This window comes from Streptomyces hundungensis (assembly GCF_003627815.1).
GTDB lineage: Bacteria > Actinomycetota > Actinomycetes > Streptomycetales > Streptomycetaceae > Streptomyces > Streptomyces hundungensis_A.
In genome coordinates this window covers 6069136-6095893 of the sequence record NZ_CP032698.1, presented here as the reverse complement: position 1 = coordinate 6095893, position 26758 = coordinate 6069136, and the positions used below count along the sequence as shown (strand labels likewise).

General features: G+C 71.5%; 22 protein-coding genes. 11 read left to right on the top strand and 11 right to left on the bottom strand.

Features of this window, described 5'->3' with window-relative positions:
- The first annotated feature begins 78 nt into the window (after window positions 1-78).
- On the top strand, window positions 79-1344 hold the full coding sequence (locus DWB77_RS27020) for a site-specific integrase (protein ID WP_120723922.1): 1266 nt from the start codon (window positions 79-81) through the stop codon (window positions 1342-1344).
- A gap of 78 nt (window positions 1345-1422) precedes the next feature.
- Here the strand turns inward: DWB77_RS27020 and DWB77_RS27015 are convergent, their stop codons facing one another.
- The gene (locus tag DWB77_RS27015) at window positions 1423-2784 is read right to left on the bottom strand and encodes a glutamine synthetase family protein (protein ID WP_114035578.1); all 1362 of its coding nucleotides are present in this window, start codon (window positions 2782-2784) and stop codon (window positions 1423-1425) included.
- Window positions 2785-3278: 494 nt separating this feature from the next.
- Here DWB77_RS27015 and DWB77_RS27005 point away from each other — a divergent pair, with 494 nt between their 5' ends.
- The 3 genes from DWB77_RS27005 (at window position 3279) to DWB77_RS26995 (ending at window position 6765) form a co-directional block, all read left to right on the top strand.
- Window positions 3279-3995 (top strand): DUF3105 domain-containing protein, encoded by a 717-nt coding sequence (locus DWB77_RS27005; RefSeq protein WP_120723920.1) that lies wholly within the window; start codon window positions 3279-3281, stop codon window positions 3993-3995.
- 41 nt (window positions 3996-4036) lie between these two features.
- Window positions 4037-4633, top strand: coding sequence for a DUF305 domain-containing protein (locus tag DWB77_RS27000; RefSeq protein WP_120728310.1), 597 nt, complete (start codon window positions 4037-4039; stop codon window positions 4631-4633).
- A gap of 212 nt (window positions 4634-4845) precedes the next feature.
- Window positions 4846-6765: a S53 family peptidase gene (locus tag DWB77_RS26995; RefSeq protein WP_120723918.1), complete on the top strand. Its 1920-nt coding sequence runs from the start codon at window positions 4846-4848 to the stop codon at window positions 6763-6765.
- A 591-nt stretch (window positions 6766-7356) separates the two neighbouring features.
- Here DWB77_RS26995 and DWB77_RS26990 read toward each other — a convergent pair.
- The 3 genes from DWB77_RS26990 to DWB77_RS26980 are packed head-to-tail and all read right to left on the bottom strand — an operon-like array spanning window position 7357 to window position 10317.
- Window positions 7357-8169, bottom strand: coding sequence for an alpha/beta fold hydrolase (locus DWB77_RS26990; protein WP_246033927.1), 813 nt, complete (start codon window positions 8167-8169; stop codon window positions 7357-7359).
- A 5-nt stretch (window positions 8170-8174) separates the two neighbouring features.
- A complete protein-coding gene (locus DWB77_RS39005) occupies window positions 8175-8852 on the bottom strand; it encodes a DUF998 domain-containing protein (RefSeq protein WP_120723913.1) in 678 nt (225 codons plus the stop codon).
- A 13-nt stretch (window positions 8853-8865) separates the two neighbouring features.
- Window positions 8866-10317: an APC family permease gene (locus DWB77_RS26980; RefSeq protein ID WP_120723911.1), complete on the bottom strand. Its 1452-nt coding sequence runs from the start codon at window positions 10315-10317 to the stop codon at window positions 8866-8868.
- Between the two features lie 157 nt (window positions 10318-10474).
- On the opposite strand from DWB77_RS26980, the gene DWB77_RS26975 reads away from it, so the two are divergent.
- A complete protein-coding gene (locus DWB77_RS26975; protein ID WP_120723909.1) occupies window positions 10475-12226 on the top strand; it encodes an NAD+ synthase in 1752 nt (583 codons plus the stop codon).
- 36 nt (window positions 12227-12262) lie between these two features.
- Here DWB77_RS26975 and DWB77_RS26970 read toward each other — a convergent pair whose 3' ends face one another.
- The 3 genes from DWB77_RS26970 to DWB77_RS26960 form a co-directional block, all read right to left on the bottom strand.
- A complete protein-coding gene (locus tag DWB77_RS26970) occupies window positions 12263-13285 on the bottom strand; it encodes an endonuclease/exonuclease/phosphatase family protein (protein ID WP_120723907.1) in 1023 nt (340 codons plus the stop codon).
- A gap of 182 nt (window positions 13286-13467) precedes the next feature.
- A complete protein-coding gene (locus DWB77_RS26965) occupies window positions 13468-14088 on the bottom strand; it encodes a TetR/AcrR family transcriptional regulator (RefSeq protein WP_120728307.1) in 621 nt (206 codons plus the stop codon).
- 61 nt (window positions 14089-14149) lie between these two features.
- Window positions 14150-15757, bottom strand: coding sequence for an MFS transporter (locus tag DWB77_RS26960; protein ID WP_120723905.1), 1608 nt, complete (start codon window positions 15755-15757; stop codon window positions 14150-14152).
- 195 nt (window positions 15758-15952) lie between these two features.
- Between DWB77_RS26960 and panB the strand changes: the two genes are divergently transcribed.
- From panB to DWB77_RS26945, 3 genes are all read left to right on the top strand, one after another.
- Window positions 15953-16831: a 3-methyl-2-oxobutanoate hydroxymethyltransferase gene (panB, locus tag DWB77_RS26955; RefSeq protein ID WP_120723903.1), complete on the top strand. Its 879-nt coding sequence runs from the start codon at window positions 15953-15955 to the stop codon at window positions 16829-16831.
- A 190-nt stretch (window positions 16832-17021) separates the two neighbouring features.
- Window positions 17022-18059: an ATP-binding cassette domain-containing protein gene (locus tag DWB77_RS26950; protein ID WP_120723901.1), complete on the top strand. Its 1038-nt coding sequence runs from the start codon at window positions 17022-17024 to the stop codon at window positions 18057-18059.
- The gene (locus DWB77_RS26945; protein WP_120723899.1) at window positions 18056-18907 is read left to right on the top strand and encodes an ABC transporter permease; all 852 of its coding nucleotides are present in this window, start codon (window positions 18056-18058) and stop codon (window positions 18905-18907) included. The genes DWB77_RS26950 and DWB77_RS26945 overlap by 4 nt, the downstream gene beginning before the upstream one ends.
- Window positions 18908-18936: 29 nt before the next feature.
- On the opposite strand, the gene DWB77_RS26940 is transcribed toward DWB77_RS26945, so the two are convergent.
- Window positions 18937-22269: a BTAD domain-containing putative transcriptional regulator gene (locus DWB77_RS26940; RefSeq protein ID WP_120728305.1), complete on the bottom strand. Its 3333-nt coding sequence runs from the start codon at window positions 22267-22269 to the stop codon at window positions 18937-18939.
- Between the two features lie 139 nt (window positions 22270-22408).
- Between DWB77_RS26940 and DWB77_RS26935 the strand changes: the two genes are divergently transcribed.
- Complete coding sequence (locus tag DWB77_RS26935) at window positions 22409-23203, top strand: site-2 protease family protein (RefSeq protein ID WP_120723897.1); 795 nt, start codon at window positions 22409-22411, stop codon at window positions 23201-23203.
- On the opposite strand, the gene DWB77_RS37995 is transcribed toward DWB77_RS26935, so the two are convergent.
- Together DWB77_RS37995 and npdG are read right to left on the bottom strand one after the other, a co-directional pair.
- Entirely contained in the window at window positions 23187-23363 is a 177-nt protein-coding gene (locus DWB77_RS37995) for a hypothetical protein (RefSeq protein WP_162952626.1), read from the bottom strand. The genes DWB77_RS26935 and DWB77_RS37995 overlap by 17 nt on opposite strands.
- Window positions 23364-23473: 110 nt before the next feature.
- Window positions 23474-24211, bottom strand: coding sequence for an NADPH-dependent F420 reductase (gene npdG, locus DWB77_RS26930; RefSeq protein WP_120723895.1), 738 nt, complete (start codon window positions 24209-24211; stop codon window positions 23474-23476).
- Between the two features lie 95 nt (window positions 24212-24306).
- Here npdG and DWB77_RS26925 point away from each other — a divergent pair, with 95 nt between their 5' ends.
- Window positions 24307-24909, top strand: a complete 603-nt coding sequence (locus tag DWB77_RS26925) for a hypothetical protein (RefSeq protein WP_120723893.1) — start codon at window positions 24307-24309, stop codon at window positions 24907-24909.
- Between the two features lie 78 nt (window positions 24910-24987).
- Window positions 24988-26286, top strand: a complete 1299-nt coding sequence (locus tag DWB77_RS26920; protein WP_120723891.1) for an MFS transporter — start codon at window positions 24988-24990, stop codon at window positions 26284-26286.
- Between the two features lie 185 nt (window positions 26287-26471).
- Here the strand turns inward: DWB77_RS26920 and DWB77_RS26910 are convergent, their stop codons facing one another.
- Window positions 26472-26702: a hypothetical protein gene (locus DWB77_RS26910; protein WP_120723889.1), complete on the bottom strand. Its 231-nt coding sequence runs from the start codon at window positions 26700-26702 to the stop codon at window positions 26472-26474.
- Between the last annotated feature and the right edge of the window lie 56 nt (window positions 26703-26758).

Below are 26758 nucleotides of genomic sequence, written 5' to 3'. Positions count from 1 at the left end.
CCCGCCCGACTCAACTCCCCTGGGAGGGCCGCCTCGCGGCCCTCCCTCTCTCATCTCCGAGAAGGGACGGCCCACCGCATGGCAGGCCACATCCAAGACCGCTGGTACAAGACCGAAACCAACTCCGTCGGCAAGACCGTCCGCACCAGGACCGACCGTTACGGCAGCGGTTTGCGCTACCGGGCCCGGTACATCGGCCCTGACGGCACCGAGAAGGCAAAGAGCTTCCCTGACGGGCAAAAGCGCCTCGCTGAACAGTGGTTGACGAAGATCAAGGCCGATATGGATGGCGGCCGGTACATCGACCCCAAGGCTGGCCGGACCACCTTCCGCCAGTACGCCGAGAAATGGCTCAACTCACAGACGACCGATCCCACCACGCGAGAGCCTGTAGGCGTTCAGATCAGGCGCCATGCCATCCCGTACCTGGGTTCCCGACCGCTCGGCACCTTCAAGCCCGAGCACATCCGCGATTGGCTCGCCGAACTGGAGCGATCCGTGCCCGCGTCGTCTTACCGCCGCGTAATCTTCGCGAGCGTGTCCGGAGTGTTCACTGCGGCCGTGGAAGACGACCACCTGCACCGAAACCCCTGCAAGGCCAGCACGGTTCACGCGCCCGGCCCCAACAACCGGCGCGTCGTCCCCTGGACTGCTGAGCGCACGTTCGCGGTGCGCGCTGCACTCCCCGAGCAGTATCGCGCCGCTGTCGACCTGGGCGCCGGATGCGGTCTGCGACAGGGGGAGATCTTCGGGCTGCCGGTCGATGAAATCGGGTTCGATACCGGTTGGCTGCACGTCGGGTGTCAGGTGAAGGTGTCGGGCGGGAAGCTCGTGTTCGGCCTGCCGAAGCGCAACAAGGAACGTGACGTGCCGCTCGCTGATTCCGTGGCGCACGCACTCAAAAAACACATGGATACCTACCCGCCGGTGGAGGTCACGTTGCCGTGGCAGCGTCCTGACGGACCGCCAGTGACCAAGCGGCTGTTGTTCGTTCGCCCCGACGGGGGCGGCGCCGTACGGCGAACGGACTTCAACACGCGTTACTGGAAGTCCGCGCTGGTGACGGCCGGGGTTATCCCCGAGCCCAAGCCGGGCGAGCGGCACCAGGCCGCTCGCGAGCACGGGATGCACGCGCTGAGGCACTTCTACGCGTCGGTGCTTCTGGACGCCGGCGAGAACATCAAGGCTCTGAGCAGCTATCTGGGCCACACCGACCCCGGCTTCACGCTGCGGGTGTACACGCACCTGTTGCCGAGCAGTGAGGGACGTAGCCGCAATGCCGTCGACGCGGTGTTCCATCCCGCCGCTTCGGCGTCCGACGGCCCACAGACGGCCCAGCCGTAGCCGGACACCAGAGAGGGCCCACGGTCATCGACCGTGGGCCCTCTCTGCGTTCTGGACCAATAACGCCCTGACCTGCGCCTACAGCACCGGCAGGTTCTTCCGCAGCTCAAACGCCGTGACCTCGCTGCGGTACTCCTCCCACTCCTGCTTCTTGTTGCGCAGGAAGAAGTCGAAGACGTGCTCGCCCAGGGTTTCGGCTACCAGTTCGCTGCGTTCCATCAGGGTGATCGCCTCGCCCAGGTTCTGCGGGAGGGGTTCGATGCCCATCGCTCGGCGTTCGGCGTCGGTGAGGGCCCAGACGTCGTCGTCGGCGCCCGCGGGGAGTTCGTAGCCCTCTTCGATGCCCTTGAGGCCCGCCGCGAGGAGGAGGGCGTAGGCGAGGTAGGGGTTGCAGCCCGAGTCGAGGGAGCGGACCTCGATGCGGGAGGAGCCGGTCTTGCCGGGCTTGTACATGGGGACCCGGATCAGGGCCGAGCGGTTGTTGTGGCCCCAGCAGATGTACGAGGGCGCCTCGCCGCCGGCGCCCGCCGTGCGCTCCGAGCCGCCCCAGATGCGCTTGTAGGAGTTGACCCACTGGTTGGTGACCGCGGCGATCTCGGCGGCGTGCTTGAGGAGGCCCGCGATGAAGGAGCGGCCCACCTTGGAGAGTTGGTACTCGGCACCCGACTCGTAGAACGCGTTCCGGTCGCCCTCGAAGAGGGAGAGGTGGGTGTGCATGCCCGAGCCCGGGTACTCCGAGAACGGCTTCGGCATGAAAGTGGCCTGGACGCCCTGCTCCAGGGCCACCTGCTTCATGACCAGGCGGAAGGTCATGATGTTGTCGGCCGTGGACAGCGCGTCCGCGTACCGCAGGTCGATCTCCTGCTGGCCCGGCGCCCCCTCGTGGTGGCTGAACTCGACCGAGATGCCCATGGATTCGAGCATGGTGATGGCCTGGCGGCGGAAGTCCATGCCGACGTTCTGCGGGGTGTGGTCGAAGTAGCCCGAGTTGTCCGCCGGGACGGGGCGCGTGCCGTCGAGCGGCTTGTCCTTCAGGAGGAAGAACTCGATCTCGGGGTGGGTGTAGAAGGTGAACCCGAGGTCGGAGGTCTTGGCCAGGATGCGCTTGAGGACGAAGCGCGGGTCCGCGAAGGACGGGGAGCCGTCCGGCATCCGGATGTCGCAGAACATCCGGGCCGTGCCGGGGGCCTCGGCACGCCAGGGCAGGATCTGGAAGGTGGACGGGTCCGGGCGGGCGATCATGTCGGACTCGTAGACGCGGGCGAAGCCCTCGATCGCCGAGCCGTCGAAGCCGATCCCCTCGTCGAAGGCCTGCTCCAGCTCGGCCGGGGCGACCGCCACCGACTTCAAAAAGCCCAGCACATCGGTGAACCACAGGCGCACGAACCGGATGTCGCGCTCCTCGAGAGTCCGGAGCACGAACTCCTGCTGCTTGTCCATAGCCACATCCTTGCAGTTCAGACGGCCTGTGCACCGCTGTCCCTCCGGGAGAGGGACGGCGGGGGAATCCTCAGTATCGAGGCGCCGGATTACCTCCACATTACGCACCCGGTATGACGTGCGGCACGTCCATCCCGCCGCCGTCGCCGGCGCGGCCCGCGAAGGCCCGCCCCCTGTCGGGTCCCCCGACTGTCGGCCGGTACGCCCCCCGGCCCGCACCGCCCCGCGCTCCCTCGCCTACGATCTGCGCCCATGGGGGGAGCGAGGCTCACGCGCGTGCCGCGTCCCGTGGTGCCGCTGAGCGCCATGGTGACGCCGTTCGGCGCACTCCCGCTCTGCCCGGCGACGGACGGCGCGAGGTCCGCCTTCCCGCGGTTCGGGGGCCGGCCGCGCGCGCCGGATCCGCACGTCCTTCAGGTCCTGCGGAGCCAGCGGGCCCCGCGACCCCGGCCGCCCCGGCCCAACTCCCCCCGATGCGAAGGACGTTACGACACATGACCATGCAGGACGACTACCACGCCTCCCGCAGGGCCCACATAGAGGAGCAGCAGCGCAACCGGCAGGCCCGGCGCCGGCGCGAGACGATCGTGGCGATCAGCTCCGTCACCGCGGCCGTGCTCGTCGTCGCGGGCCTGGTGGGCTTCGGGGTGTACAAGTTCAGCACCATGAAGGACAGCGGCAGCACGAGTGCCGCGCCCCGGACGGAGCCGTCGGCGCGGGGGTCCGGTGACGCGTCGGGGCAGGGGTCCGGCGACGCGGGCGCACCGATCGCCGGCGAGAAGGACTGGGACACCAAGAAGCTGACCCGCAACCATGTGACGACTCCGGTGCGGTACCCCATGACGCCCCCGGTGGGCGGCGACCACGCCGCGGTGTGGATGAACTGCGGCGGCGTCGTCTACCAGAAGCCGGTTCCTGATGTGAACGCGGTGCACTCCCTGGAACATGGCGCGGTGTGGGTGACCTACACGGACAAGGCGTCCGCCGCCGATGTGAAGAAGCTGGGCGGCAAGGTGTCCGTGACGCCGTACTCGCTGATGAGCCCCTACCAGGACCAGGCCGGGGCGATCATGCTCAGCGCCTGGGGCAAGCAGCTCACCGTGGACAGCGCGGACGACCCCCGGGTGAACCAGTTCTTCACCCGGTACGTGGAGGGCCCCCAGACGCCCGAGCCCGGCGCCCCGTGCACCGGCGGGCTGGATGAGCGGTGAGCCGCCGCTCCTGGGGGCTCACCGCGGCGCTCGCGCTCGCGATGGTGTTCGCGGCGGCCGCGGTGCTCGTCTCCTCGGGCGGCAACGGAAGCGCCGCCGAGGCCAAACCCCGTACCCCTGAGGCAACTTCGGCCGACGCGGGGTTCGCGCGCGACATGGCGACGCACCACCAGCAGGCGGTGGAGATGTCCTTCATCGTGCGCGACCGCACCTCGGACGAGGAGGTACGGCGCCTCGCGTACGACATCGCCAACACCCAGGCCAACCAGCGGGGCATGATGCTCGGCTGGCTCGACCTGTGGGGTTTGCCGAAGAACGAGGCGTCCCAGGCGCCGATGGCCTGGATGGGCATGGCGATGGAGCCGGGCGCCGACGGCGCGCTGATGCCGGGCATGGCCACCAACGCCGACCTGAACCGGCTGCGGGGGCTCGGCGGCCGGGACGCCGAGGTGCTCTACCTCCAGCTGATGACCGAGCACCACAAGGGCGGCATCCACATGGCCGAGGGGTGTGTACGGCGCTGCACGGTGGGCCCGGAGAAGCGGCTGGCCCAGGGCATGGTCGACTCCCAGCACTCCGAAATCGACCTCATGGCGCAGATGCTGAGGAAAAGGGGCGTAACGCCGAAAACCAACTGACGCACCAAGTGACGCACCAATGGACGCGCCAACTGAGCACGGGTAAACGCTCTTTGGCGTTTCTTGGTGATCACATGCCCCCCGCATGAACCGTTCCTGACAAGAGTGACGCAGTACATGCGCGCATCAGACAGCGCATGTGCAGCAGGCGAAGACCTCACGCAGGGGGTTACATGAGAATTAGCCGCGCCAGGCGGCGCGCCGGTGTGAGCATGGCAGCGACACTGCCACTGCTCGCCGGCGCGCTCGCCCTCGGCATACCGTCCGCCCAGGCGGCCGACCCGGTCCCCGGCGGACGGGCCGCCCTCGCGGGCACCCAGCCCACCTGGGCCACCGGCTCCGCCGACCAGGGCGCCGCATCCGCATCCACCAAGGTCGACGCCCGGGTGTACCTCGCCGGGCGGGATGCGAAGGGCCTCGACGCGTACGCCGCGGCCGTGTCCGACCCGCGGTCGCCGTCGTACGGCAAGTACCTCAGCACCGCGCAGGCGCAGCAGCGCTTCGGCGCCACCCAGGAGCAGATCGACGCGGTCACCCAGTGGCTGAAGTCGTCCGGGCTGACCGTCACGGGCTCCAACCAGCACTACATCTCGGTCTCCGGTGACGTCGCCGCCGCGCAGAAGGCGTTCGCGACCCAGCTCCACAACTACCGCAAGGGCAACCGGACTTACCGGGCGCCCGCGAAGAACGCGTCGGCGCCGAACGCGCTCGCCGGCGCCGTTCTGACGGTGACGGGTCTGGACAACGCGCCGCACAAGGCGACCCACCAGGACACCCTTCCGGGTCCGGGCGCCGGCTTCCGCAACGCGGGACCGTTCTCCACGTACTACGGCTCCAACGTCGCCAAGACGCTGCCGGACGCGTACGGCGGCAAGGTCCCGTACGCCGTGCACGGCTACACCGGCCAGCAGCTGCGGGCCGCGTACGGCGCGGGCGAGTACACCGGCAAGGGCGTGACGGTGGCGATCACCGACGCGTACGCCTCGCCGACCATGGCCTCGGACGCCGCCCAGTACGCCAAGCGCAACGGTGACAAGCCCTACAAGACGGGCCAGTACACCGAGGTGCTCCCGGCGGACTACAACAGCACGGAGGCGTGTGACGCGTCCGGCTGGTACGGCGAGGAGTCCCTGGACGTCGAAGCCGTGCACGCGGTCGCGCCCGACGCGAACATCGTGTACGTGGGCGGCGCGTCCTGCAACGACCCGGATCTGCTCGACGCCCTCAACAAGGTCGTCGACCGGCACCTGGCCGACATCGTCTCCAACTCGTGGGGCGACATCGAGGCCAACGAGACCCCGGACGTCGCGGCGGCGTACGACCAGACGTTCAAGCTCGGCGCGATCGAGGGCATCGGCTTCTACTTCTCCTCCGGCGACAACGGCGACGAGGTCGCCAACACCGGCAAGAAGCAGGTCGACACCCCGGCCAACTCGGCGTGGGTGACGGCGGTCGGCGGCACCTCGCTGGCGGTCGGCAAGAACGACAAGTACCAGTTCGAGACCGGCTGGGGCACCGAGAAGGCCAGCCTGTCCGCCGACGGCAAGAGCTGGGTGAACTTCCCCGGCGCGTACACCAGCGGCGCGGGCGGCGGCACCAGCTCCACGGTGAAGCAGCCGTTCTACCAGCGTCACGTCGTGCCGGACGCGCTGGCGAAGGCGAACGGTGCGACCCGGATGCGTACGGTTCCGGACATCGCGGCCGTGGCCGACCCCAACACCGGGTTCCTGGTGGGCCAGACGCAGTCGTGGCCCGACAAGTCGGTGAAGTACGACGAGTACCGCATCGGCGGCACCTCGCTGGCCGCGCCGGTCATCGCGGGCGTCCAGGCGCTCGCCCAGCAGGCGCAGCGCTCCCCGATCGGGTTCGCGAACCCGTCGATCTACGCGCGCTTCGACTCCCGGCTCTACCACGACGTGACGGACCACCCGCTGGGTGCGGCCCGTGACCTCGCGGTCGCCCGGGTCGACTTCGCCAACAGCGTCGACGCGTCGGGCGGGCTGCTCACGTCCGTGCGGTCGCTCGGCAAGGACAGTTCGCTGGTGGCGACGCGGGGGTACGACGACGTGACGGGGGTGGGTTCGCCCGCGCCCGGCTATGTGGCGTCGTACACCAACCCGTTCCGCCGCTGACCCCATCCGGGGGTTCGCCCCGTCCCTGGCCACTTCCGGCCGGGGGCGGGGCGTTCGGCGTTTTTCGCCCCACCCCGCCCCTTCCCCAAACCCTCCGGGGGCGTGGATCGCCCTCCCACCGCGGCCCGCGCCCGCTTCTCGCGCAGTTCCCCGCGCCCCCAAAACCCCCGGTCATGTGCAGACCGTGCCCGCTTCTCGCGCAGTTCCTCGCGCCCCTAAAATCCTCGGTCGTCTGCGGGCCGTGGTCGCTTCTCGCGCAGTTCCTCGCGCCCCCAAGAAAACCCGTTTTCGTCTGCACGCCGTGCGTGGCTGGTCGCGCAGTTCCCCGCGCCCCTAACTGCTCGGTGCGGGCCAGCACCTCAGCCTGTCATGGGGGTCCCCCCTGGCCCTTAAGGCCTTGGGGGAGATTGAGGACGAGCGCCCTTAAGGCGCGATACGGGGTCTGGGGCGGAGCCCCAGGGGCCGAACCCTTCAACCCGCTGCACGGGCGGGTGGGTGGGCGAGGTGCCCGGGGTCTGGGGCGGAGCCCCAGGGGGCCCGGAACCAGCCAACCCCCGTCACGGGCGGGTGGGTGGGCAAAGGGGCCCGGGGTTAGAGGAGCCCCGCCAGCGACCCCGGCGCGTCCAGCATCAGCAGATGCCCCGCGCCCTCCGCGACCGCGAACCTCGCCCCCAGCACCCCCGCAAGGCCCCGCTGACGCCGAACCCAGCGCGGCCCGCCGGCCCCACCCGCCAGCACCGTAGCGGGGCAGGCCGGCAGCTCCAACTCCCGCCGCAAACACAGAAGTTCGGCCGCCACCGACCCGTACGTCGCGTTCTCCAGCAGCAGGCCACGCCACACCCGCCCACCCCGATAGCAGAGCCGCACCAGATCCCGCGGAGCCGGATCACCCCCGCCCGTACGCGACGCGCGGACCACGGCGCGGCGGGCCGCGGGGCCCAGCGCGGCGGGCGCGCCGGCGTGGCCGAGCAGGGAGCCCGCCGCGCGGGCGAGGGCGAGCCGCGCGGGAAGGGCGGCCGGCGGCCGAGCGCGCTCCTCGACGCTGGAGTCGACCAGGAGGAGCCCCGCCGTGCGGGAGGGATGCAGCCGTGCGAAGGCCTCCGCGTGGAACCCCGCGATGGAGTGGCCGACCACCGTCACGGGACCGGGCAGGCCCAGCCCGTCCAGGAGCCCCGCGATCCGCCCCGCCTCCCCCGCGGCGGTCGGCGGCGCCACGGCCGGCCCGGAAAGGCCGTGCCCGGGGCGGTCGAAGCGTACGACCGTGTGGTGGGGGGCGAGCAACGGCATCACCGGATCCCAGTCGAACCAGCTCATCCCGAGGCCCGCGCTGAGCACCACCACCGGCCCGGCCCCCTCGACCACCACATGGTGCGCCACCCCACCCCAGCGCAGAAACCTCCCCACGGGCCTCACTTGCGGCTCTCCTTGGCCACGCTCCACGCCAACACCCCCAACCAGATGGCGACCAGCAGGACTTGGAGGCGCTGGCCCGCGCCGAGCGCCCAGGTGCCCCGGCCCGCCTGGAAGGCGGCGACGGAGGTCAACGTCCAGGCGGTGGCGGCCAGTTCGAGGGCGACCAGGGCGGGGCCGAGGGCGGCGAGCGGTGGCCACCATCCGTAGCGGCGGGCCGCGACGGTCAGGGCGAGTACGCCCAGGAGCGCCCCCACCATCGCGAGGCTGCTGCTCACCGCGTGCGCGGTGTGGGTCGCGGGGACCAGGCCGGCCGTTTCGCGGGCCGCGCACACCGGGTCGGCGGTGGGCGCGCAGCTCAGCGGGAGCCGGGAGTCGAGGGCCGTGGCGGCGCCGAACAGCGCGAGGCCGAACCAGCCGAGCAGTGGCCAGCGCCGCCGGTCGCAGCGGGCCAGGGCGCACACCGCGCCGGCCAGTACGAGGAGCCCCGCGCCGAGGTCGGTCGCGCGGAACAGGCCCCCGAACGGCTGGTCGGCGGCGGCGAGTTCACTGACGTACGCCTGGATGGGGTCGAGTCCGGTGTGGAACACGAGCTCCAGCACCCAGGCCGTGTAGGCCAGGGCGCCGAGCGCGAGCAGAGCGGCCACGGGGCGGGGTCGTACACCACTGCGGGACATGGTGGGACCAAGGTTACGGGGGCGGCAGGGGGCGCTGGTGGTCCGGATGTACCCAGCTCGGCTTGCGGAACTTCAGGAAGGCGAGCGGGGCGAGGACGCCGAGCGCGAGCAGACCGCCGCCGACGATCAGCAGATAGCGCCAGAGCGGCTGTCCGCCGAACTGGTCCGGCGGCACGAACCCGATGAACAGCGCGGCCACCGACGCCACGAACCCGATGCCCGCGACCCAGGCGACGGCGGGCACCCGAAAGCCCCGCTCCACCTCGGGCCGGGTCCTGCGCAGCCGGACCACCGCCACGAACATCAGCAGATAGGCGATCAGATAGATCTGGACGGTGATGACGGAGAACATCCAGTACGCGCTCGACACGTCACCGCTGAAGGCGTACAGGATGCCGATCAGGGTGGTGATGACGCCCTGCGCGACCATGATGTTCTGCGGGGTGCCGTATCGGTTCAACCGCTGGAGGAACGGCGGCAGATACCCCTCCTGGCGCGACAGGAGCACCAGTCCCTTGGCCGGTCCGGCGAGCCAGGTCAGCATGCCGCCGAGCGCGGCGGCCACCAGCATCACCCCGACGACCTTGGTCATCCAGCCGATGTGGAAGTGGTCGAAGAACGCCTGGAAGGCCTGCATCAGGCCGGCCGTGAGGCTCAGTTGGGAGGACGGCATGACCCAGGAGATGGCCAGGGCCGGAAGGATGAAGATCAGCAGGACCAGGCCGGTCGCCAGGAACATCGACTTCGGGTACTCGCGCTTGGGGTCGCGCAGCGAGGAGACGTGGACGCCGTTCATCTCCATGCCCGCGTACGACAGGAAGTTGTTGACGATCAGGACCAGGCTGGCGAGCCCGGTCCACGGGGGCAGCCAGTGCGAGGCGTTCATGGGGGCGGCGGAGGGGTTGCCCTGGCCGAGGAAGACGAAGCCGAGGGCGACCAGGACCACGCCGGGCACGAGCGTGCCGATGACGAGTCCCATCGAGCTGAGGCCCGCGACGGTCTTGGTGCCGCGGGAGGAGATCCACACGCCGGTCCAGTAGATGACTACGATGACGATGGCGACATAGAGCCCGTTCTCGGCCAGGCTCGGGTCGATGACGTAGGCGAAGGTCGAGGCGACGTAGGCGAGCAGGCTCGGGTAGTACGCGATCGTCATGGCGAACTGGCACCACACGGCGAGGAAGCCGAGGGGTTTGCCGAGCGCCTCGCTCACCCAGCGGTAGATGCCTCCGGTCCAGCCGGAGGCCAGTTCGGCGCCGACCAGCGCGGTCGGGAGCAGGAAGACGACGGCCGGCAGGAGGTAGAGGAAGATCGCGGCCAGGCCGTAGATGGCCATGGAGGGCGAGGGCCGCAGGCTCGCGACGGATGCCGTCGTCATGAGGCCCAGGGTCACCCAGGAGACGAGCTGCCGTGGGGTCCCCTCGTCCGCGACGAGTTCTTCATCGGAGGCGTCCGTGGTCGTCATGCGCCCATGATCGGCTCGGCCGACGGGTCCCGCATGTCGGCCGGCGGCCGGTCCGCGAGGCCGACCCGCAAGGAACGCGCCGTCCCTCGCCTGCGGCCGCTGCGCCGGGTACCGCGTCTCCACCCCATCGCGTCGCATTGACGATTAAGGTGAGGGCGTGCCTCAACTACGTCTCGCCCTGAATCAGATCGACTCGACCGTCGGCGACATCCCCGGCAACACCGAGGCGATCGTGCACTGGACCCGGCACTGTGCCGAACAGGGGGCGCACCTCGTCGCGTTCCCCGAGATGATGCTGACCGGCTACCCCGTCGAGGACCTCGCCCTGAGATCCTCCTTCGTCGAGGCGTCCCGTCGGGCGCTCACCGCGCTGGCCGCGCGCCTGGCGGCGGAGGGCTTCGGGGAGATCCCCGTGGTGGTCGGCCATCTGGACCGCTCCCCCGTGGCGGTCCCCCGGCTCGGCCAGCCGGCCGGCGCTCCTCAGAACGCGGCGGCCGTGCTGCACGGGGGCCGCGTCGTGCTCGGCTTCGCCAAGCACCACCTGCCCAACTACGGCGTCTTCGACGAGTTCCGCTACTTCGTGCCGGGCGACACCATGCCGGTGGTGCGGGTGCGCGGCGTCGATGTGGCCCTCGCCATCTGTGAGGACCTGTGGCAGGACGGCGGCCGGGTGCCGGCCACCCGCTCGGCCGGGGCCGGACTCCTGATCTCCATCAACGCCTCGCCGTACGAGCAGAACAAGGACGACTCCCGGCTCGACCTGGTCCGCAAGCGCGCCCAGCAGGCCGGCTGCACGCTGGCGTACGTCGCGACCGTGGGCGGCCAGGACGAGCTGGTCTTCGACGGCGACTCGATCGTCGTCGACGCGAGCGGCCACGTCTTGGCGCGGGCACCGCAGTTCTCCGAGGGCGCGGTGATCCTCGATCTGGAGCTGCCCGCGGCGGGCCCGGCCCCCTCGGGCGTGGTGGACGACGGACTGCGCATCGATCATGCGGTGATCTCCGAGGAGCCGGTTCCCGCCTACGAGCCGGAGCTCACCGGTGGGTACGCCGAACGGCTCGACGACGACGAGGAGGTCTACTCGGCGCTGGTGGTGGGCCTGCGGGCATACGTGGCGAAGAACGGCTTCCGGTCCGTCCTGATCGGGCTCTCCGGCGGCATCGACTCGGCGCTCGTCGCCGCGATCGCCTGTGACGCGCTGGGCGCGGCCAACGTCCACGGGGTGTCCATGCCGTCGAAGTACTCCTCGGACCACTCCCGGAGCGACGCGGCGGAGCTGGCCCGCCGGACAGGGCTCGCATTGCGCACCGTTCCCGTGGAGCCGATGTTCGACGCGTACATGGGCTCGCTCGATCTGACCGGACTCGCCGAGGAGAACCTCCAGTCACGGCTGCGCGGCACGATGCTGATGGCGCTGTCCAACCAGGAGGGCCACCTCGTGCTGGCCCCGGGCAACAAGTCCGAGCTGGCGGTGGGGTATTCGACGCTGTACGGCGACTCGGTGGGCGCGTACGGACCGATCAAGGACGTCTACAAGAGCGCGGTCTTCCGGCTCGCCCGCTGGCGCAACCGGGCGGCGGCCGAGCGCGGACAGACCCCGCCGATCCCGGAGAACTCCATCTCCAAGCCGCCGAGCGCCGAGTTGCGCCCCGGCCAGGTCGACACGGATTCGCTGCCCGACTATCCCGTCCTGGACGCGATCCTGGCGATGTACGTCGACCAGGACCAGGGCGCGGACGCCATCGTGGCGGCCGGGTACGAGCCGGAGCTCGTGACGAAGACGCTGCGGATGGTGGACACCGCGGAGTACAAGCGGCGCCAGTACCCGCCGGGCACCAAGATCTCGCCGAAGGGCTTCGGCAAGGACCGCCGGCTGCCCATCACCAACCAGTGGCGGGAGTCGAGTTGAGCCGCCGGGGCCCGGCTGACCGGGCCCCGCGCCCGGCTACACCTTGAGCCGCGCCGCGATCGGCAGGTGGTCGCTGCCGGTCCTCGCCAGCGTCCACGACGACGTGGGCTGAAGGCCCTTGACCATGATCTGGTCGATCCGGGCCATCGGGAACCCGGCGGGCCAGGTGAAGCCGAAGCCGCTGCCCGCGGCGCCCTGGGTGGAGCGCATCTGGGCGGTGATGTTGTTCAGGGAGCGGTCGTTCATCGTGCCGTTGAGGTCGCCGAGCAGCACCACCTTCCCCAGCGGCTCGGCGGAGATCGCCTCACCCAGCGTGTAGGCGCTGTTGTCCCGCTGGTTGGCGGTGAACCCGGCGTTCAGCTTGACCCGCACCGAGGGCATGTGGGCGACGTACACCGCGACATCGCCGGAGGGCGTCCGCACGGTGGAGCGCATCGCGCGCGTCCAGCCCATCTTGATGTCGACGGGCCGGCTGTCGCTGAGCGGGTAGGTGGACCACAGCCCGACGGTGCCCTGCACCGAGTGGTACGGGTAGCGGTCCGCCAGCGCCTTCTTGTACGTGGTGACCTGGTCGCCCGGGATCTCTTCCAGGGCCAGCACCTGGGCGCCGGACGCCGCGACCTGGCGGGCGGTGCCGGCCGGGTCCTTGTTGTCGGCGTTCACGTTGTGGGTCGCCACGACCAGGTCGCCGCCCGAACCCTGCTTGTCGGTGAGCAGTCCGCCGAACATGTTGAACCACATGATCACCGGGAGCAGCAGCGCGATGAGCGCGGTCGCCGAGCGGCGCCAGAGCGCGAGGCCCAGCAGCACCGGCAGGAACACCCCGAGCCACGGCAGGAAGGTTTCGGAGAGCGAACCCAGGTTGCCGATCGAGTTGGGGATCCGGGCGTGCAGGACCATCACCAGGGCGATCAGGACGGCGAATCCGGCGAGCACCAGGCCGCGGCGCCAGATGCCGCGGTCGTTCCGCCACCGGTCGGTCAGGCGCCGGAACCGGGACCCGGTGCGCTCGCCCTCCGCGCTTCCGTCGCCCGTCTCCGTCATGTACGCCCGCGCCATACCGCTGTCCTCACTGCTGTTCCGCAACCGTCCTCGCCGTTCGACCCTAGGCGAAAACGGCCGGCTTTCCCTGCTGTCGTCCGTCTCGTACGGACTTCCCTACGGCGAGCAGGACGACCGGGCGCGGTGACGGGTTCCAGGCGGGGGCCCTCGCGGGGCGCGCTGTGACACAACGCGCATATTCAGCGGGGCGGGCGCAGCCCTTCGAGGACGGCGTCCACGATGCGCTCGGCCAGTTCCGGGCCGGGCAGTTCGGTGTCGGGTCGCATCATGGTGCGGACCAGCATCGGGGCGACGAAGAGGTCCCCGGTCATGTCGAGGTCGAGGCCGGCGCGGAGTTCGCCGTTGGCGACGCCCCGCCGCAGCAGCTCGTCGAGGAGCTCGCGGCGGGGATCGATGACCAGGCTGTGGTACTTGGACCAGAGCTTGGGGTAACTCTGCATCTGGGCGAAGACGTTGTGCAGCAGCGCGGAGGACCGCTTTGCGGCGCCGCGTCGGCGCACGTTGTCGACCACCGCGATCAGGTCGTCCCGCAGGGAGTGGCCGGGCAGCGGCGGGGTGGGCGACTCCATGGACCGCACGACCTCGACGAACAGCTCCTCCTTGCCGGCCCAGCGCCGGTAGATGGTGGCCTTGCCGACGCCGGCGGTGCGGGCGATGCGTTCGATGGAGAGGTCGGCGAACGGAACGCCCTCCTCGAGGAGCACGATCACGGCTTCCAGGATCTGGCGCTCCACGGCCTCGGAGCGAGGCCGTCCGCGCCGTGGTTCGCCGTCCCCGTCGTCCCTGTGCCGCTTGTCCATCAAGGTCACGCCCGCTCCGCTTCTCTCGACCGTCCCTTTGATTGTCCCCGCGCCCCGCCGGTCAGCGGCGGGCGGCCTCGGTGGGCCGGTCCTGTGCCTGGGGCGAGGGGCCCGCGGGCGGCTTCCCGGGCAGGAAGAGGAGGACGACGAGCGCGCCGAGCAGGGCCACGCCCGCCGAGGCGAACGCGGTGATGTGCATGGCGTGGATGAACGCGTCGTTGGCGGGACCGATCAGCGCCTTGCCCTCGGGGCCCATCCGCTCGGCGATGCCGAGGGTGGCCTCGATGGACTCGCCGGCCGCCTTGCGGGCCCCTTCGGGGACCGCGCCGAGGTGGCCCTCGATGTCGCCGCGGTAGACCGTGGAGAGCAGCGAGCCGAGCACGGCGACGCCGAGCGCGCCTCCGACCTGGCGGAAGGTGTTGTTGACGGCCGAGCCCGAGCCGGCCTTCTCGCGCGGCAGCGCTTGCATGATCGAGACGGTGACGGGCGGCATGATGTGGGCCATTCCGGCGCCCTGGAGGAAGAAGACGACCTCCATGACCCAGATGGGAGTGGTGGCGTCGAAGAGGCCGAAGGCGGCGAGGCCGACGGCCACCAGGACCAGTCCGGCGGTGCAGACGGCGCGGGCGCCGAACCGGTCGACGACGAGCCGGGCCCGCGGCGCGAAGATCATCTGGGCGGCGGCGAGCGGCAGGATCAGCAGGCCCGACTCCAGGGCGCTGTAGCCGCGCACGCTCTGCATGTAGAAGACCGAGAAGAAGGTGACGCCCATCAGCGCGAAGAAGGTCAGCGCGATGGCGACGACGGCCGCCGAGAAGGCCGGCTTCTTGAAGTAGCCGATGTCGATGGCGGGGTGGTCGCAGCGCTTCTCGTACAGGACGAAGCCGACCAGGACCGCGACGCCGCCCAGGATCGTGGCGAGCACGGTGGGATCGGTGAAGTCGGCCAGTTCGCCGCCGTGGATGATGCCGTACACCAGCAGCACGAGGCCCACGACGGACAGCAGTACGCCCACCGGGTCGAGCTTGCCGGGGTTCGGGTCCCTGGAGTCCGGGACCAGGACGACCATGGCGATCAGGGCGATGATCACGACCGGCACGTTGACCAGGAAGACCGAGCCCCACCAGAAGTGCTGGAGCAGGACGCCGCCGGTGATGGGGCCGATCGCGATGGCGAGGCCCACTCCGCCGGCCCAGATGCCGATCGCCTTGGGCTGCTCCTCGCGCTCGAAGACGTTCATGAGGACGGCGAGGGTGGCGGGCATCACGAAGGCGCCGCCGAGGCCCATCAGGGCGCGGAAGGCGATGAGCTGGTCGGGGGAGTTCGAGAACGCCGCGAGCACCGAGCCGAGGCCGAAGACCGTGATGCCGAAGAGCAGGATCTTCTTGCGGCCGAGCCGGTCGCCGAGGAGGCCCGAGGTGAACAGCAGCCCGGCGAAGACGAGCGTGTAGGCGTTGATCGCCCATTCCAGCTCGCTCTGGGTGGCGCCGAGGCCGGTGGGGGCGGGGCTCGCGATCGTCTTGACGGCGACGTTGAGGATCGAGTTGTCGAGCACGACGATCAGCAGGCTGAGCATCAGGACGGCGAGGATCGCCCAGCGTCGGCGGTGGACGGCTTCGGGTATCCGGGGTGCGGCCGGGGCGCCGGACGCGGGAGACGTGGTTGACATGCCCGCCACTGTAGAACAATTTCGATACGAGACCGTCTCGTATAGGAATGACTTTGCTTTTCGGCCACTGTCCGATGCCTTGCCGATGTGCCGTACGACCCACCCACTTCCCGGCAGCGGGCACGGGATGCCACCATGGACGTGGTCCGGAGACGCCGTAAGGGCGCTTCGAGATGACGAACAGGAGCCGTTGCGATGACGCAACAACTTCCCTCTGCGCAGATCCCGAAAGCATCCGACAGCAGCGACCCGAAGGCGCTGTACGGAGGCAAGGGCACCCGGCGCATCACCGTGCACGACATCGCCGCCGCCAAGGCGCGCGGTGAGAAGTGGCCCATGCTCACCGCCTACGACGCGATGACCGCCTCCGTGTTCGACGAGGCCGGCATCCCGGTCCTGCTGGTGGGCGACTCCATGGGCAACTGCCACCTCGGGTACGAGACGACCGTCCCGGTCACCCTCGACGAGATCACCATGCTGTCCGCCGCGGTCGTCCGGGGCACCTCGCGCGCGCTGGTCGTCGGCGACCTGCCCTTCGGCTCGTACCAGGAGGGCCCGGTGCAGGCGCTGCGCACCGCCATGCGCCTGGTCAAGGACGCGGGCGTCGGGGCGGTGAAGCTGGAGGGCGGCGAGCGCAGCCACGAGCAGATCCGGCTGCTGGTCGACTCCGGCATCCCGGTCATGGGCCACATCGGTCTCACCCCGCAGTCCGTGAACACGCTGGGCTACCGGGTGCAGGGCCGCGGCGACGAGGCGGCCCACCAGCTGCTGCGCGACGCCAAGGCGGTGCAGGACGCGGGCGCCTTCGCGGTCGTCCTCGAACTGGTCCCGGCCGAGCTGGCCGCCGAGGTCACCCGCATCCTGCACATCCCCACGGTGGGCATCGGAGCGGGCGCCGAGTGCGACGCCCAGGTGCTCGTCTACACCGACATGGTGGGCCTGACCCCGGGCAAGACCCCGCGCTTCACCAAGCAGTACATGGATCTGCGCGCATCGCTGGGAGAGGCCGCGAAGGCCTTCGCCGGTGAGGTCGTCGGCGGGGCCTTCCCGGCCGAGGAGCACACCTTTCACTAGCCGCCGTCTCCCCTGAGCCACTGCGGTCACGACGACAGTCCGCCGACTTCCCCCATCGGCGGGCTGTCCGTCGTCCGGGGCCGGGTTCCGACCGGGCCGGGGCGGCCGGGCGGGGGCTGTCGGCGGGTCGTCCGGGGGCTGTCGGCGGCCTGTCGGCGCCTTGTCGGTGGCGCCTGGCACCTTGGTGGACATGACGCGAATCGACAAGAACCCCACCGGTGGTGCCGAGGCGGTCGCCGCCGGTACCGCCATCTCCGTACGGGGACTGGTGAAGCACTTCGGCTCCACCAAGGCGCTGGACGGCGTCGACCTGGACGTCCGCGAGGGCACCGTGCTCGGCGTCCTCGGGCCGAACGGCGCCGGCAAGACGACCCTGGTCCGCTGCCTGTCCACCCTGCTCGTGCCGGACGCCGGCACCGCCACCGTGGCCGGCTACGACGTGGTGCGCCAGCCCCGCCAGCTGCGCCGCACGATCGGCCTGACCGGGCAGTACGCCTCGGTCGACGAGAAGCTGTCCGGCCGCGAGAACCTGTACATGATCGGCCGGCTGCTCGACCTGTCCCGCAAGGAGGCGCGCTCGCGCGCCGACGAGCTGCTTGAGCGCTTCTCGCTCACGGACGCGGCGAAGCGGCCCGCGATGACCTACTCCGGCGGGATGCGCCGCCGGCTCGATCTGGCCGCCTCCATGATCGGCCACCCGGCCGTGCTGTATCTGGACGAGCCGACGACGGGCCTGGACCCGCGCACCCGCAACGAGGTGTGGGACGAGGTGCGCCGGATGGTCGCCGAGGGCGCCACCGTGCTGCTGACCACGCAGTACATGGAGGAGGCCGAGCAGTTGGCGAGCGAGCTGACGGTCATCGACCGCGGCACGGTCATCGCCAACGGCGAGGTGGACGAGTTGAAGGCGCGGGTGGGCGGCCGCACCTTGCAGATCCGGCCCACCGATCCGCAGCAGCTGGGCTCGATGGCGCGGGCCGTCACCGAGGCGGGCCTCGACGGCGTCTCGGGCACCCAGGTCGTGCCCGACGAGGGCGTGCTCAACGTGCCGATCCTCAGCGACCAGCAACTGACCGCCGTGGTCGCCCTGTTGGGCTCGCGCGGCTATGGCATCGCCCACATAGGCACCCACCTTCCCAGCCTGGACGAGGTGTTCCTGGCCATCACCGGCCAGAAGACCGCCGACTCCCAGGACGCCCACCGAGAGACCGAGGAGGTCGCGGCATGAGCACCACCACTGTCGAGGCGCCCGCCCAGCAGTCCCCTTCCGCCGCGCCGCGACCCACCGGCTCCGACGACGTACGGATCGGACTGCGCGCCAACCTGCGCCACATCGGCGCCCTGGCGCGCCGCAACATGCTCCAGATCAAGGCCGACCCGGAGTCGATGTTCGACGCCGTGCTGATGCCGATCATCTTCATCCTGCTGTTCGTGTACGTCTTCGGCGGCGCGATGTTCGGCGACGGCAACCAGGGCGCGTACGTCAACTACCTGGTGCCCGGCCTGATGGCGATGATGGGCCTCAACATCGCGATGGCGGTCGGCACCGGCGTCAACGACGACTTCAAGAAGGGCGTGATGGACCGTTTCCGGACAATGCCCATCGCCCGGTCGTCCGTCCTCATCGCCAAGATGGTGGTCGAGGTCGGCCGCATGATGGTGGCCACCACGATCCTGCTGATCATGGGCTTCATCCTGGGTCTCAGCATCAGCACGTCGGTCTGGGGTCTGCTCGCCGCGGTCGGTCTGTCGCTGACGTTCGGCGCCTCGCTCATGTGGATCTTCATCCTGCTCGGACTCACCATGAAGACGGCCCAGGCCGTCCAGGGAGTGGCCATGCTCGTGCTGATGCCGCTGCAATTCGGATCGTCCATCTTCGCCAAGCCGACCACGATGCCGGGCTGGTTGCAGTCCTTCACCGACTACAACCCGCTGTCCAACCTGGCGGACGCGGCCCGCGGCCTGATGATCGGCGGCCCGGTCGCGCACTCCGCCCTGATGACGCTGGCCTGGTCGGCCGGGATCACCGTGGTGATGGCTCCGCTGGCCGTCGCCAAGTTCCGCAAGCGCACCTGATCCTGACGGAGCGTCACCCTGACACAACGTCAGTCCTTGCGATCGCGTCGCACCAAGGCGGTGGCCTCCTCAGCCGAGAGGCCGCCGCCTTCGGCGTGCGCGCCCTCGAACGCGGCGTCGTCGAGCAGGGCGCGGACGACCCGCTCGGCCGAGGCCCGCTGCCTCGCTTCCACGGCCGACGAGAAGTGGCCGGCGGGGAGCAGGGCGTCGTGCGCGCCGATCAGCCGCGCCGCGTCCAGGGCGTCGTCGGCGCCGCCGAGCCCGGCGATCCCCCAGGCCGCGGTGAGCAGATGGACGGCGACCATCTCCGGCGCGATCATCCGGGAGAGCGGTTCCTGGGCCCGGCCGAGCGCGGTCAGCGCCCCGGCCACGGCGTCCGCGAACCGGCCCTGCTCGTTGTCCAGCCAGGCCCGCACCCCGAGGACGAACCCCTCGAACAACAGCAGGTTGGCGCCCTGGAAGTCCCTCAGCATCGTCTCGACCTGCTCGCGCGCCTCCTCGAACCGCCCGGTGCGGCCCAGCCAGGTGGTGAGCAGGAGCCGGGCCGCGGGCCTCGCCTCGGCGCCCGCGTGGTGGCCGTCGGCGAGGATCTCGCGCAGCATCGCCTCGCCCCGCGCCTCCTGCCCGGTCTCCAGGAGGGTGGCCGCGAGCCTGGCCCGAAGGAGGGTCACCTGGGCCTGGGCACCGAGCTGCTCCGCGTACTGGAGCGCGGCGGAGAAGTCCTCGGCGGCGAGCCCGAACTCGCCCCGCTTCTCCCGCGCCTCACCCCGGGCGCCCAGCGCCTCGGCCGCGCCCCAGGCGTCCCCGAGGCGCTGGAACATCCGCAGGCTGGCTTCGGCGTCCCCGGCCGCGTCCCCCGACCACGCGGTGCGGTTGGCGAGGACGTTGGCGCGCATCTGGAGGGCGGCAGCCAGCTCCCACTCGTAGCCGAACTCCTCGCAGGCCGTCACGGTCGCGTCGAGGACCTCCCTGAGCCGGTGCTGGTCGGCGGTGAGCACGACGGGGAAGAACCACAGGGAGCCCGGCATGCGACAGGTCTGCGGCAGCCCGGGGCGGTAGACGGAGACGATCGCGCGCAGTCGCTCCATGGCTTCGGGGGTGGTCCAGTCGTCCACCTCGTGGTCCATGGAGACCAGTTGGATCAGGCGCACCCCGCGCCGCGCCTCCTGGAGCACCTCGTCGTCGAACGGCGGCGGGACGTCCGTGCAGCGGACGTGGACCGGGGGCGCGGGCGTCAGCGGCGGCGCGAACGGGTCGGGGCCGAGGGCCGCGACCTCCCGCGCCCAGGACCGCGAGTCGACCCGCAGATCGCGCATCTGCCAGTACCAGAGCAGGGCGTGCACCAGACTGAGCGCCTCGTGCTCGTCGCGCAGCGCGATGGAGCGGCGCAGCGCGGTCCGCAGGTTCTCGTACTCGCGCTCGAAGGCGTCGATCGCGGCCCGCTGGCCGGGGCCGCGCAGCAGGCCGTCGTTGCGCCGGGCGAGCTCGCGGTAGTACGTGAGGTGGCGCCGCTCGGCGCCGGCCCGGCCCCCGGCCGCGTCGAGCCGTTCCGCCGCGTACTCGGCGACGGTCTCAAGGAGCCGGTAGCGCATCTCGCCGGTGTCGTCGGGGGCGGCCACCACGAGCGACTTGTCGATGAGCGAGCCGAGGAACGTGGCGACGTCCTCGGTGGCCACCTCGGCGGACGGGCCGACCCCGGTGGCCACCTCGGCGGTCGGGCCGTCCTCGGCGCACACCGCTTCGGCGGCCGCCAGGTCGCAGCCGCCCGCGAAGACGGCGAGGCGGCCGAGAACCGCACGTTCGGGCTCCTCCAGGAGGTCCCAGGACCAGTCGACGACGGCCCGCAGCGTCTGCTGGCGGGGCAGCACGGTGCGGCTGCCGTTGGTGAGCAGCCGGAAGCGGTCGTCGAGCCGGTCCGCGATCTGACGGGGCGTCAGCACACGGAGGCGGGCCGCGGCCAGCTCGATGGCGAGCGGCAGCCCGTCCAGGCGGCGGCAGATCTCGGCGGCCGCCTCCGGATCGTCCTCGACGCGAAAGCCGGGCCGGGCCGAGGCGCCCCGCTCGGCGAGCAGCCGCAGCGCGAAGGGCGTGGGCAGCGGCTCGACGAGCCGCACCAACTCCCCCGGCACGCCCAGCGGTTCACGGCTGGTGGCAAGGACGACCAGGTGCGGACAGCGCCCGAGCAGGTACTCGGCGAGTTCGGCGGCGGCGCCGATCACATGCTCGCAGTTGTCCAGGAGCAGCAGCATGCGGCGCGGCCCGCAGTGTTCGGCGAGCCGGACGGCCGGGTCGTCCGCGTGCCGGTCGGCCGCCCTGAGCTCCTCGGCGCCCGCCGCGTGCAGCACCGTCTTGCGGGCGCCGACGGCGGTGAGCACCGCGGCGGCCACCCCGGCCGGGTCCTCCACGGGCGCGAGTTCGGCCAGCCACACCCCGTCCGGCCAGCACTGCGCGGCGCCCTCCGCGGCCTCCTGGGAGAGCCGGGTCTTGCCGGCCCCGCCGGGTCCGAGCAGGGTGACGAGCCGGGCGCTTTCGAGGTCGCCGCGAAGGTCCGCGAGGTCGCCCTCGCGCCCGACGAAAGAGGTGAGGCGGGCCCGCAGATTGCCGGGCGCGGGGGCGGCCGGCGCCGGTGGGGGCTCGACCGGTGGGCTGAGCAACTCGGCGTGGATGGCGCGCAGTTCGGGCCCGGGATCGGCGCCGAGCTCCTCGGCGAGGGTGGCCCGCACGCCCTCGTACCCGGCGAGCGCCTCGGCGGGGCGGCCCGCGGCCCGCAGCGCCCGGATGCGCAGGGCGTGCAGCGGCTCGTCCAGCGGGTGGCTCGCGCACAGCGCGGCGAGTTCGGCCAGCGTCTCGTCGGCGCGGCCGAGCGCGAGGGACGCGGCGAGCCGGAGCCTGCGGGCGTCCAGGCGGCGGCTCTCGGCGCGGGCGGCCGGGGCGCCCGGGTCGGGCAGATCGGCGAGCGCGGGCCCCGTCCACAGGGCGAGCGCGTCGTCGAGCAGGGTCGATGCCTTCGCCGGATCGCCCTCCTCCAGGGCACGGGAGCCGTCGGCGGTGAGCCGCTCGAAGCGGTGCAGGTCGATGTCGTCGGCCTCGGCGGCAAGCCCGTATCCGCCGCTCTCCGCGGAGAAGACCGCGTCATGACCGAGGGCCCGGCGCAACCGGCCGACCAGCGCCTGGAGCGCGGCGGGCGCGTCGGCGGGCGGCTCGTCGCCCCACACCTCGTCGACGAGGACGCCGACGGAGGCGGCGCGGCCCGGCCGCAGCGCGAGCACCGTCACCAGGGCGCGCAGCCGCGCGCCGCCGAGGGCGACGGGGGTGCCGTCGGGGCGGTGGGCCTGGGTGTTGCCGAGAATCCGGTAGCGCACGCCCCCATTCTCCTGGACGCCGCCGCGGCCCGGCGCCGCGGCGGGGAACTCCCGCCGGTTCCCGTGACGTTCGACCTTCACCCCCTGTACGGTCGGGCGCGTCCCGTCCACCCGTCCCACCAGCACTGGAGCGCCTCGCATGGCCACCGCACCCTCCCGCGACCACGACCGGCGGATCAGTCCGGTCTTCCTCGGGATCGTCGCCGTCATGGCGGTCTCCGGGTGGGCGGTGTGGACGAGTTACGCCTCGTCGCGCGGTCTCGCCGTGTTCCTGTTCGTGACGTCCGCGTGGGTGGTGTCGCTCTGCCTGCACGAGTACGCGCACGCCCGCACCGCGCTGCACGGCGGGGACATCACGATCGGCGCCAAGGGCTATCTGACGCTCAACCCGCTGAAGTACACCCACGCGTTGCTGTCGATCGTGCTGCCCGTCCTCTTCGTGATCATGGGCGGCATCGGACTGCCCGGCGGCGCGGTCTTCATCGAGCGCGGCCGGATCCGCGGCCGCTGGCGGCACAGTCTGATCTCGGCGGCGGGCCCGCTCACCAACGTCGCGTTCGCCCTGGTGTGCACGGCCCCGTTCTGGCTGCACGCGCTCGACGGGGTGCCCGACGACTTCCGCGCGGCGCTCGCCTTCCTCGCGCTGCTCCAGGTGACGGCGGCGCTGCTGAACTTCCTGCCGGTGCCGGGCCTCGACGGGTACGGGATCATCGAGCCGTGGCTGTCGCACGCGGCGCGCCGCCAGGTCGAGCCGTTCGCCCCGTTCGGGCTGCTCGCGGTGTTCGGGCTGCTGTGGATCCCCGAGGTCAACCAGGAGTTCTTCCGGCTGATCTACGCGATCCTCGACGGGCTCGGGGTGCCCGACGTGGCGGCGGCGACCGGCCGCAGCCTCTACCAGTTCTGGCCGGACCTCTCCGCTACTCCGCAGAGCTAGCGGCGCGGCCCCTGCGCAGGTAGTACCACGTCATGTTGGACGAGAGCCCGACGAGCAGCACCCAGACGATTCCGAGCCAGCTGCCCTGGGCGAAGGAGACCACGGCCGCGACGACGGCGAGGACACAGACGACGAGGGCGTACAGAGCGAGGCGGGGCATGGAGGTCGGCTCCTGTCGGGGTACTTCGGCACTCAGGTCGAACGGGATGACACTGGACGGACGGATGCCTGAGCACCCGCCCGTCCAGTGTCCCCCATGCCCGGCCGTCCTCAGACGTCGGTGACGCGCAGCCCCGCGTGCGCCTTGTAGCGCCGGTTCATCGAGATCAGGTTGGCGACGAGCGACTCCACCTGGTGGGCGCCGCGCAGCCGCCCCGCGAAGACACCGCGCATGCCGGGGATGCGGGCGGCGAGCGCCTGCACGACGTCGGTGTCGGCGCGGGACTCCCCCAGCACCATCACATCGGTGTCGATCTCCTCGATCGAGGCGTCCTGGAGCAGCACCGCCGACAGGTGGTGGAAGGCCGCGGTCACCCGGGCCTCGGGCAGCAGGGCGGCGGCCTGCTGGGCGGCGCTGCCCTCCTGCGGCTTCAGGGCGTACGCGCCCTGCTTGTCGAAGCCGAGCGGATTGACGCAGTCGACGACGAGCTTGCCCGCGAGTTCCTCGCGCAGCGACTCCAGGGTCTTGGCATGGCCGTCCCAGGGCACCGCCACGATCACGATGTCGCTGCGCCGTGCGCACTCGGCGTTGTCGGCGCCCTCGACACCGAGCCCGAGCTCCTCGGCCGCCGTCCGCGCGCGCTCGGCGGCCCGCGAGCCGATGATCACCTTCTGGCCGGCCCGGGCGAACCGGTAGGCGAGGCCACGGCCCTGGTCGCCGGTGCCGCCGAGCACGCCGACGACGAGACCGGAGACGTCCGGAAGCTCCCAGGGGTCCTTCGCGGCGGGCTTCGAAGCGGTACCGGCGTTGTCATGCGACGCGTTGCCGGCGTTGTCAGTGGAAGTCATGAGGCCGACCTTACTCGTCCGTAGCGCGGCCTTCGTTGGGATGACGGGGCCCCGTTTCGGCCCACGGCCGTCTCCGGATGGGGCAGGCTGCCGGCATGGATGCCGTACGGGTCGCACTGCTGCGGGAAGTGCTCGCCGGGACGGAGTGGCTGCGGGCCACCCGCCGCTTCGCGGGCGTGCTGCGCTCCTCCGTCGTACCGCACGGAGGGGGGCTGCTCCTGGTCGGCACCGAGTCCTACGAACCGTGGCACCTGGCCGCCCACCTCACCGACGAGGCCGCCTGGTCGGGGCTGCCGGAGCTGAGCCCCACGCTGGTGCGCCACCGCACCGAGCCGGGCGGACCGCCCCATCTGTCCGTCGGGCTCGGCCGCCTGGAGGCGGCGCGGCGCGGCGAGACGCTGCTGGTGGTGGCGCCCGAGCGGCCCGCCGAGGGGCTGCTGAGCCGTGTCCACGACGCGCGCCGGGCGGGCGCGACCGTGCTCGCCCTGGACGGCGGCGACCGCGAGGTGCGGGGTCTGGTCCACGAGTGCCTGACGGTGGCCCCGGACGCCGAGCTCGACCTGGACACCGTGCAACACCTGGTCAGCGCAGCGGCCGGCGAGAACACCCTGCCCCCACAGCGCGGCCCGCGCCGCTTCCGCGACCGCCTCGGCCGGCTGGCCGACCAGCTGACGGCCCCACCGCCGGGCCGCTGGTGAGCGGCGACGACCGGCCCCGCGTCGACGACCGGTAATTCACTTGCGAGGGACGCACCCGCGCCCCGAACATGACCCTTCGTGCCCGAAGAACCCGCCGCGTCCCGACTCCGCTCGATCCTGCCCGACCTGGCCCCCTGGCGGGCCTCGGCCGATTTCCGTCTGCTGTGGGTGCAGGGCCTGATCACCACCTTCGGCAGCTTCATGGCGATGGTCGCGCTGCCGCTCCAGATCAAGGAGTTGACCGACTCGCCGCTCGCGGTGGGCGCGATGGGCGCGGTGGAACTCGTCCCGCTGGTCGTCTTCGGCCTGTACGGCGGAGCCCTCGCGGACGCCGTGGACCGCCGCAAGGTCATTCTCGCCACCGAGGCGGGCCTGGGTCTGCTCGCACTGATCCTGCTGGTCAACGCGGTATTGCCGAGCCCCGTGCTCTGGCCGCTGTATGTGGTGGCGGCCGGCGTCTCGGCCCTGTCCGGCCTCCAGCGTCCGGCGCTCGACTCGCTGCTTGCCCGGATCGTCCCGCACGACCACCTGCCTGCGGCCGCCGCCCTCAACGCGGTGCGCTGGCAGCTCGGCGCGATCGCGGGCCCCTCGCTGGCGGGCCTGGTCGTGGCGTACGCCGGCACCGCCACGGCGTACGCCACCACCATCGGCACGTTCACCGTGTCGGTGGTGATGTGCGCCCGGCTGAGCCCGGCGCCGCCCGCCCACGACGCCCGGAAGCCGTCGCTGCGGGGCATCGCGGAGGGCGCCCGTTACGCGTGGTCGCGCCCGGTGCTCCTCGGGACCTACGCCGTCGACCTGGCCGCGATGTTCTTCGCCTTCCCGAACGCGATCTTCCCGTTCCTCGCCGAGAGCCTGCACGCCGACTGGTCGCTCGGCCTGATGTACGCGGCGGGCTCGGCCGGTTCGGTGCTGCTCAGCCTGACCAGCGGCTGGACGTCGCGGGTGCGGCGGCACGGCCTGTTCGTGGTGTGCGGGGCGGCGGTCTGGGGCACGGCGATGGCCGGGGCAGGACTGCTCGGCAACGTGTGGCTGGTGCTCGCCTGTCTCGCCGTGGCGGGCGCGGGCGACATGCTGAGCGGGCTAGGCCGCTCCACGATCTGGAACCAGACCATCCCGGAGGAGCTGCGCGGCCGGCTCGCCGGGATAGAGGTGCTCTCGTACAGCGTGGGCCCGCAGCTCGGCCAGGTCCGGGCGGGCGCGATGGCCGGCTGGACCGGGACGAGGGCGGCGGTGTGGTCGGGCGGGGTGGCGTGCGTCGCGACGGTGGGACTGCTGGCCGCGGCCCTGCCGAAGCTGGTCACCTACGACGCGGCGACCGACGAGGACGCGGCGCGCCGCCGGGCGGCCACGCAGCCCACCACCACCGCGGTCTAGGGCCTGTCCGGCGGATCTTGTCTGGGACGCGGGGGGCTGCCACGCCCATCTGCGGCGTTGTCGTCGGTTGCCGACGCTCCGCGTCGCCGCCCTCCTCCGCCTTGCAGCTGGACGCACCAGCCCCCCGCTCACCAGCACCACAAAGCCAAGGCACCCCGACGGCGACCAGATCCGCCGGACAGACCCTAGTCGGCGCTCTCCGTGGGCGCCGACTTGTCGTGCCACTTCGGATCGTTCTCCCACTCCAGGTTGCGTTCCTGGGCGTGTCGCATCGCGTGCTCGGCCTCCTCACGCGTCGGGTAGGGGCCGAAGCGGTCCTTGGCCGGGCACTCGGGGCCCTCCTCGACCTTGTGGTGGGCCAGGCAGTAGAACCACTCACCGGGCTTACCGACCGTGCGCTTCTTGAACAGAGCCATGCGTGCCTCTTCCCTCGACGGTGACCTTCGGCCTCAAGGCCATGCTGCCCCACACC

Bases quoted from the DNA above. Each gene is read 5' to 3' on its own strand.
- DWB77_RS26970 (WP_120723907.1), bottom strand. From the start codon at position 13,285: ATGGCGCGGGCGTACATGACGGAGACGGGCGACGGAAGCGCGGAGGGC.
- DWB77_RS26960 (WP_120723905.1), bottom strand. From the start codon at position 15,757: ATGTCAACCACGTCTCCCGCGTCCGGCGCCCCGGCCGCACCCCGGATA.
- DWB77_RS26910 (WP_120723889.1), bottom strand. From the start codon at position 26,702: ATGGCTCTGTTCAAGAAGCGCACGGTCGGTAAGCCCGGTGAGTGGTTC.
- DWB77_RS26950 (WP_120723901.1), top strand. From the start codon at position 17,022: ATGACGCGAATCGACAAGAACCCCACCGGTGGTGCCGAGGCGGTCGCC.
- panB (WP_120723903.1), top strand. From the start codon at position 15,953: ATGACGCAACAACTTCCCTCTGCGCAGATCCCGAAAGCATCCGACAGC.
- DWB77_RS26945 (WP_120723899.1), top strand. From the start codon at position 18,056: ATGAGCACCACCACTGTCGAGGCGCCCGCCCAGCAGTCCCCTTCCGCC.
- DWB77_RS27020 (WP_120723922.1), top strand. From the start codon at position 79: ATGGCAGGCCACATCCAAGACCGCTGGTACAAGACCGAAACCAACTCC.
- DWB77_RS37995 (WP_162952626.1), bottom strand. From the start codon at position 23,363: ATGCCCCGCCTCGCTCTGTACGCCCTCGTCGTCTGTGTCCTCGCCGTC.
- DWB77_RS27005 (WP_120723920.1), top strand. From the start codon at position 3,279: ATGACCATGCAGGACGACTACCACGCCTCCCGCAGGGCCCACATAGAG.
- DWB77_RS39005 (WP_120723913.1), bottom strand. From the start codon at position 8,852: ATGTCCCGCAGTGGTGTACGACCCCGCCCCGTGGCCGCTCTGCTCGCG.
- DWB77_RS26965 (WP_120728307.1), bottom strand. From the start codon at position 14,088: ATGGACAAGCGGCACAGGGACGACGGGGACGGCGAACCACGGCGCGGA.
- DWB77_RS26980 (WP_120723911.1), bottom strand. From the start codon at position 10,317: ATGACGACCACGGACGCCTCCGATGAAGAACTCGTCGCGGACGAGGGG.
- DWB77_RS26935 (WP_120723897.1), top strand. From the start codon at position 22,409: ATGGCCACCGCACCCTCCCGCGACCACGACCGGCGGATCAGTCCGGTC.
- DWB77_RS27015 (WP_114035578.1), bottom strand. From the start codon at position 2,784: ATGGACAAGCAGCAGGAGTTCGTGCTCCGGACTCTCGAGGAGCGCGAC.
- DWB77_RS27000 (WP_120728310.1), top strand. From the start codon at position 4,037: ATGGTGTTCGCGGCGGCCGCGGTGCTCGTCTCCTCGGGCGGCAACGGA.
- DWB77_RS26995 (WP_120723918.1), top strand. From the start codon at position 4,846: ATGGCAGCGACACTGCCACTGCTCGCCGGCGCGCTCGCCCTCGGCATA.
- npdG (WP_120723895.1), bottom strand. From the start codon at position 24,211: ATGACTTCCACTGACAACGCCGGCAACGCGTCGCATGACAACGCCGGT.
- DWB77_RS26925 (WP_120723893.1), top strand. From the start codon at position 24,307: ATGGATGCCGTACGGGTCGCACTGCTGCGGGAAGTGCTCGCCGGGACG.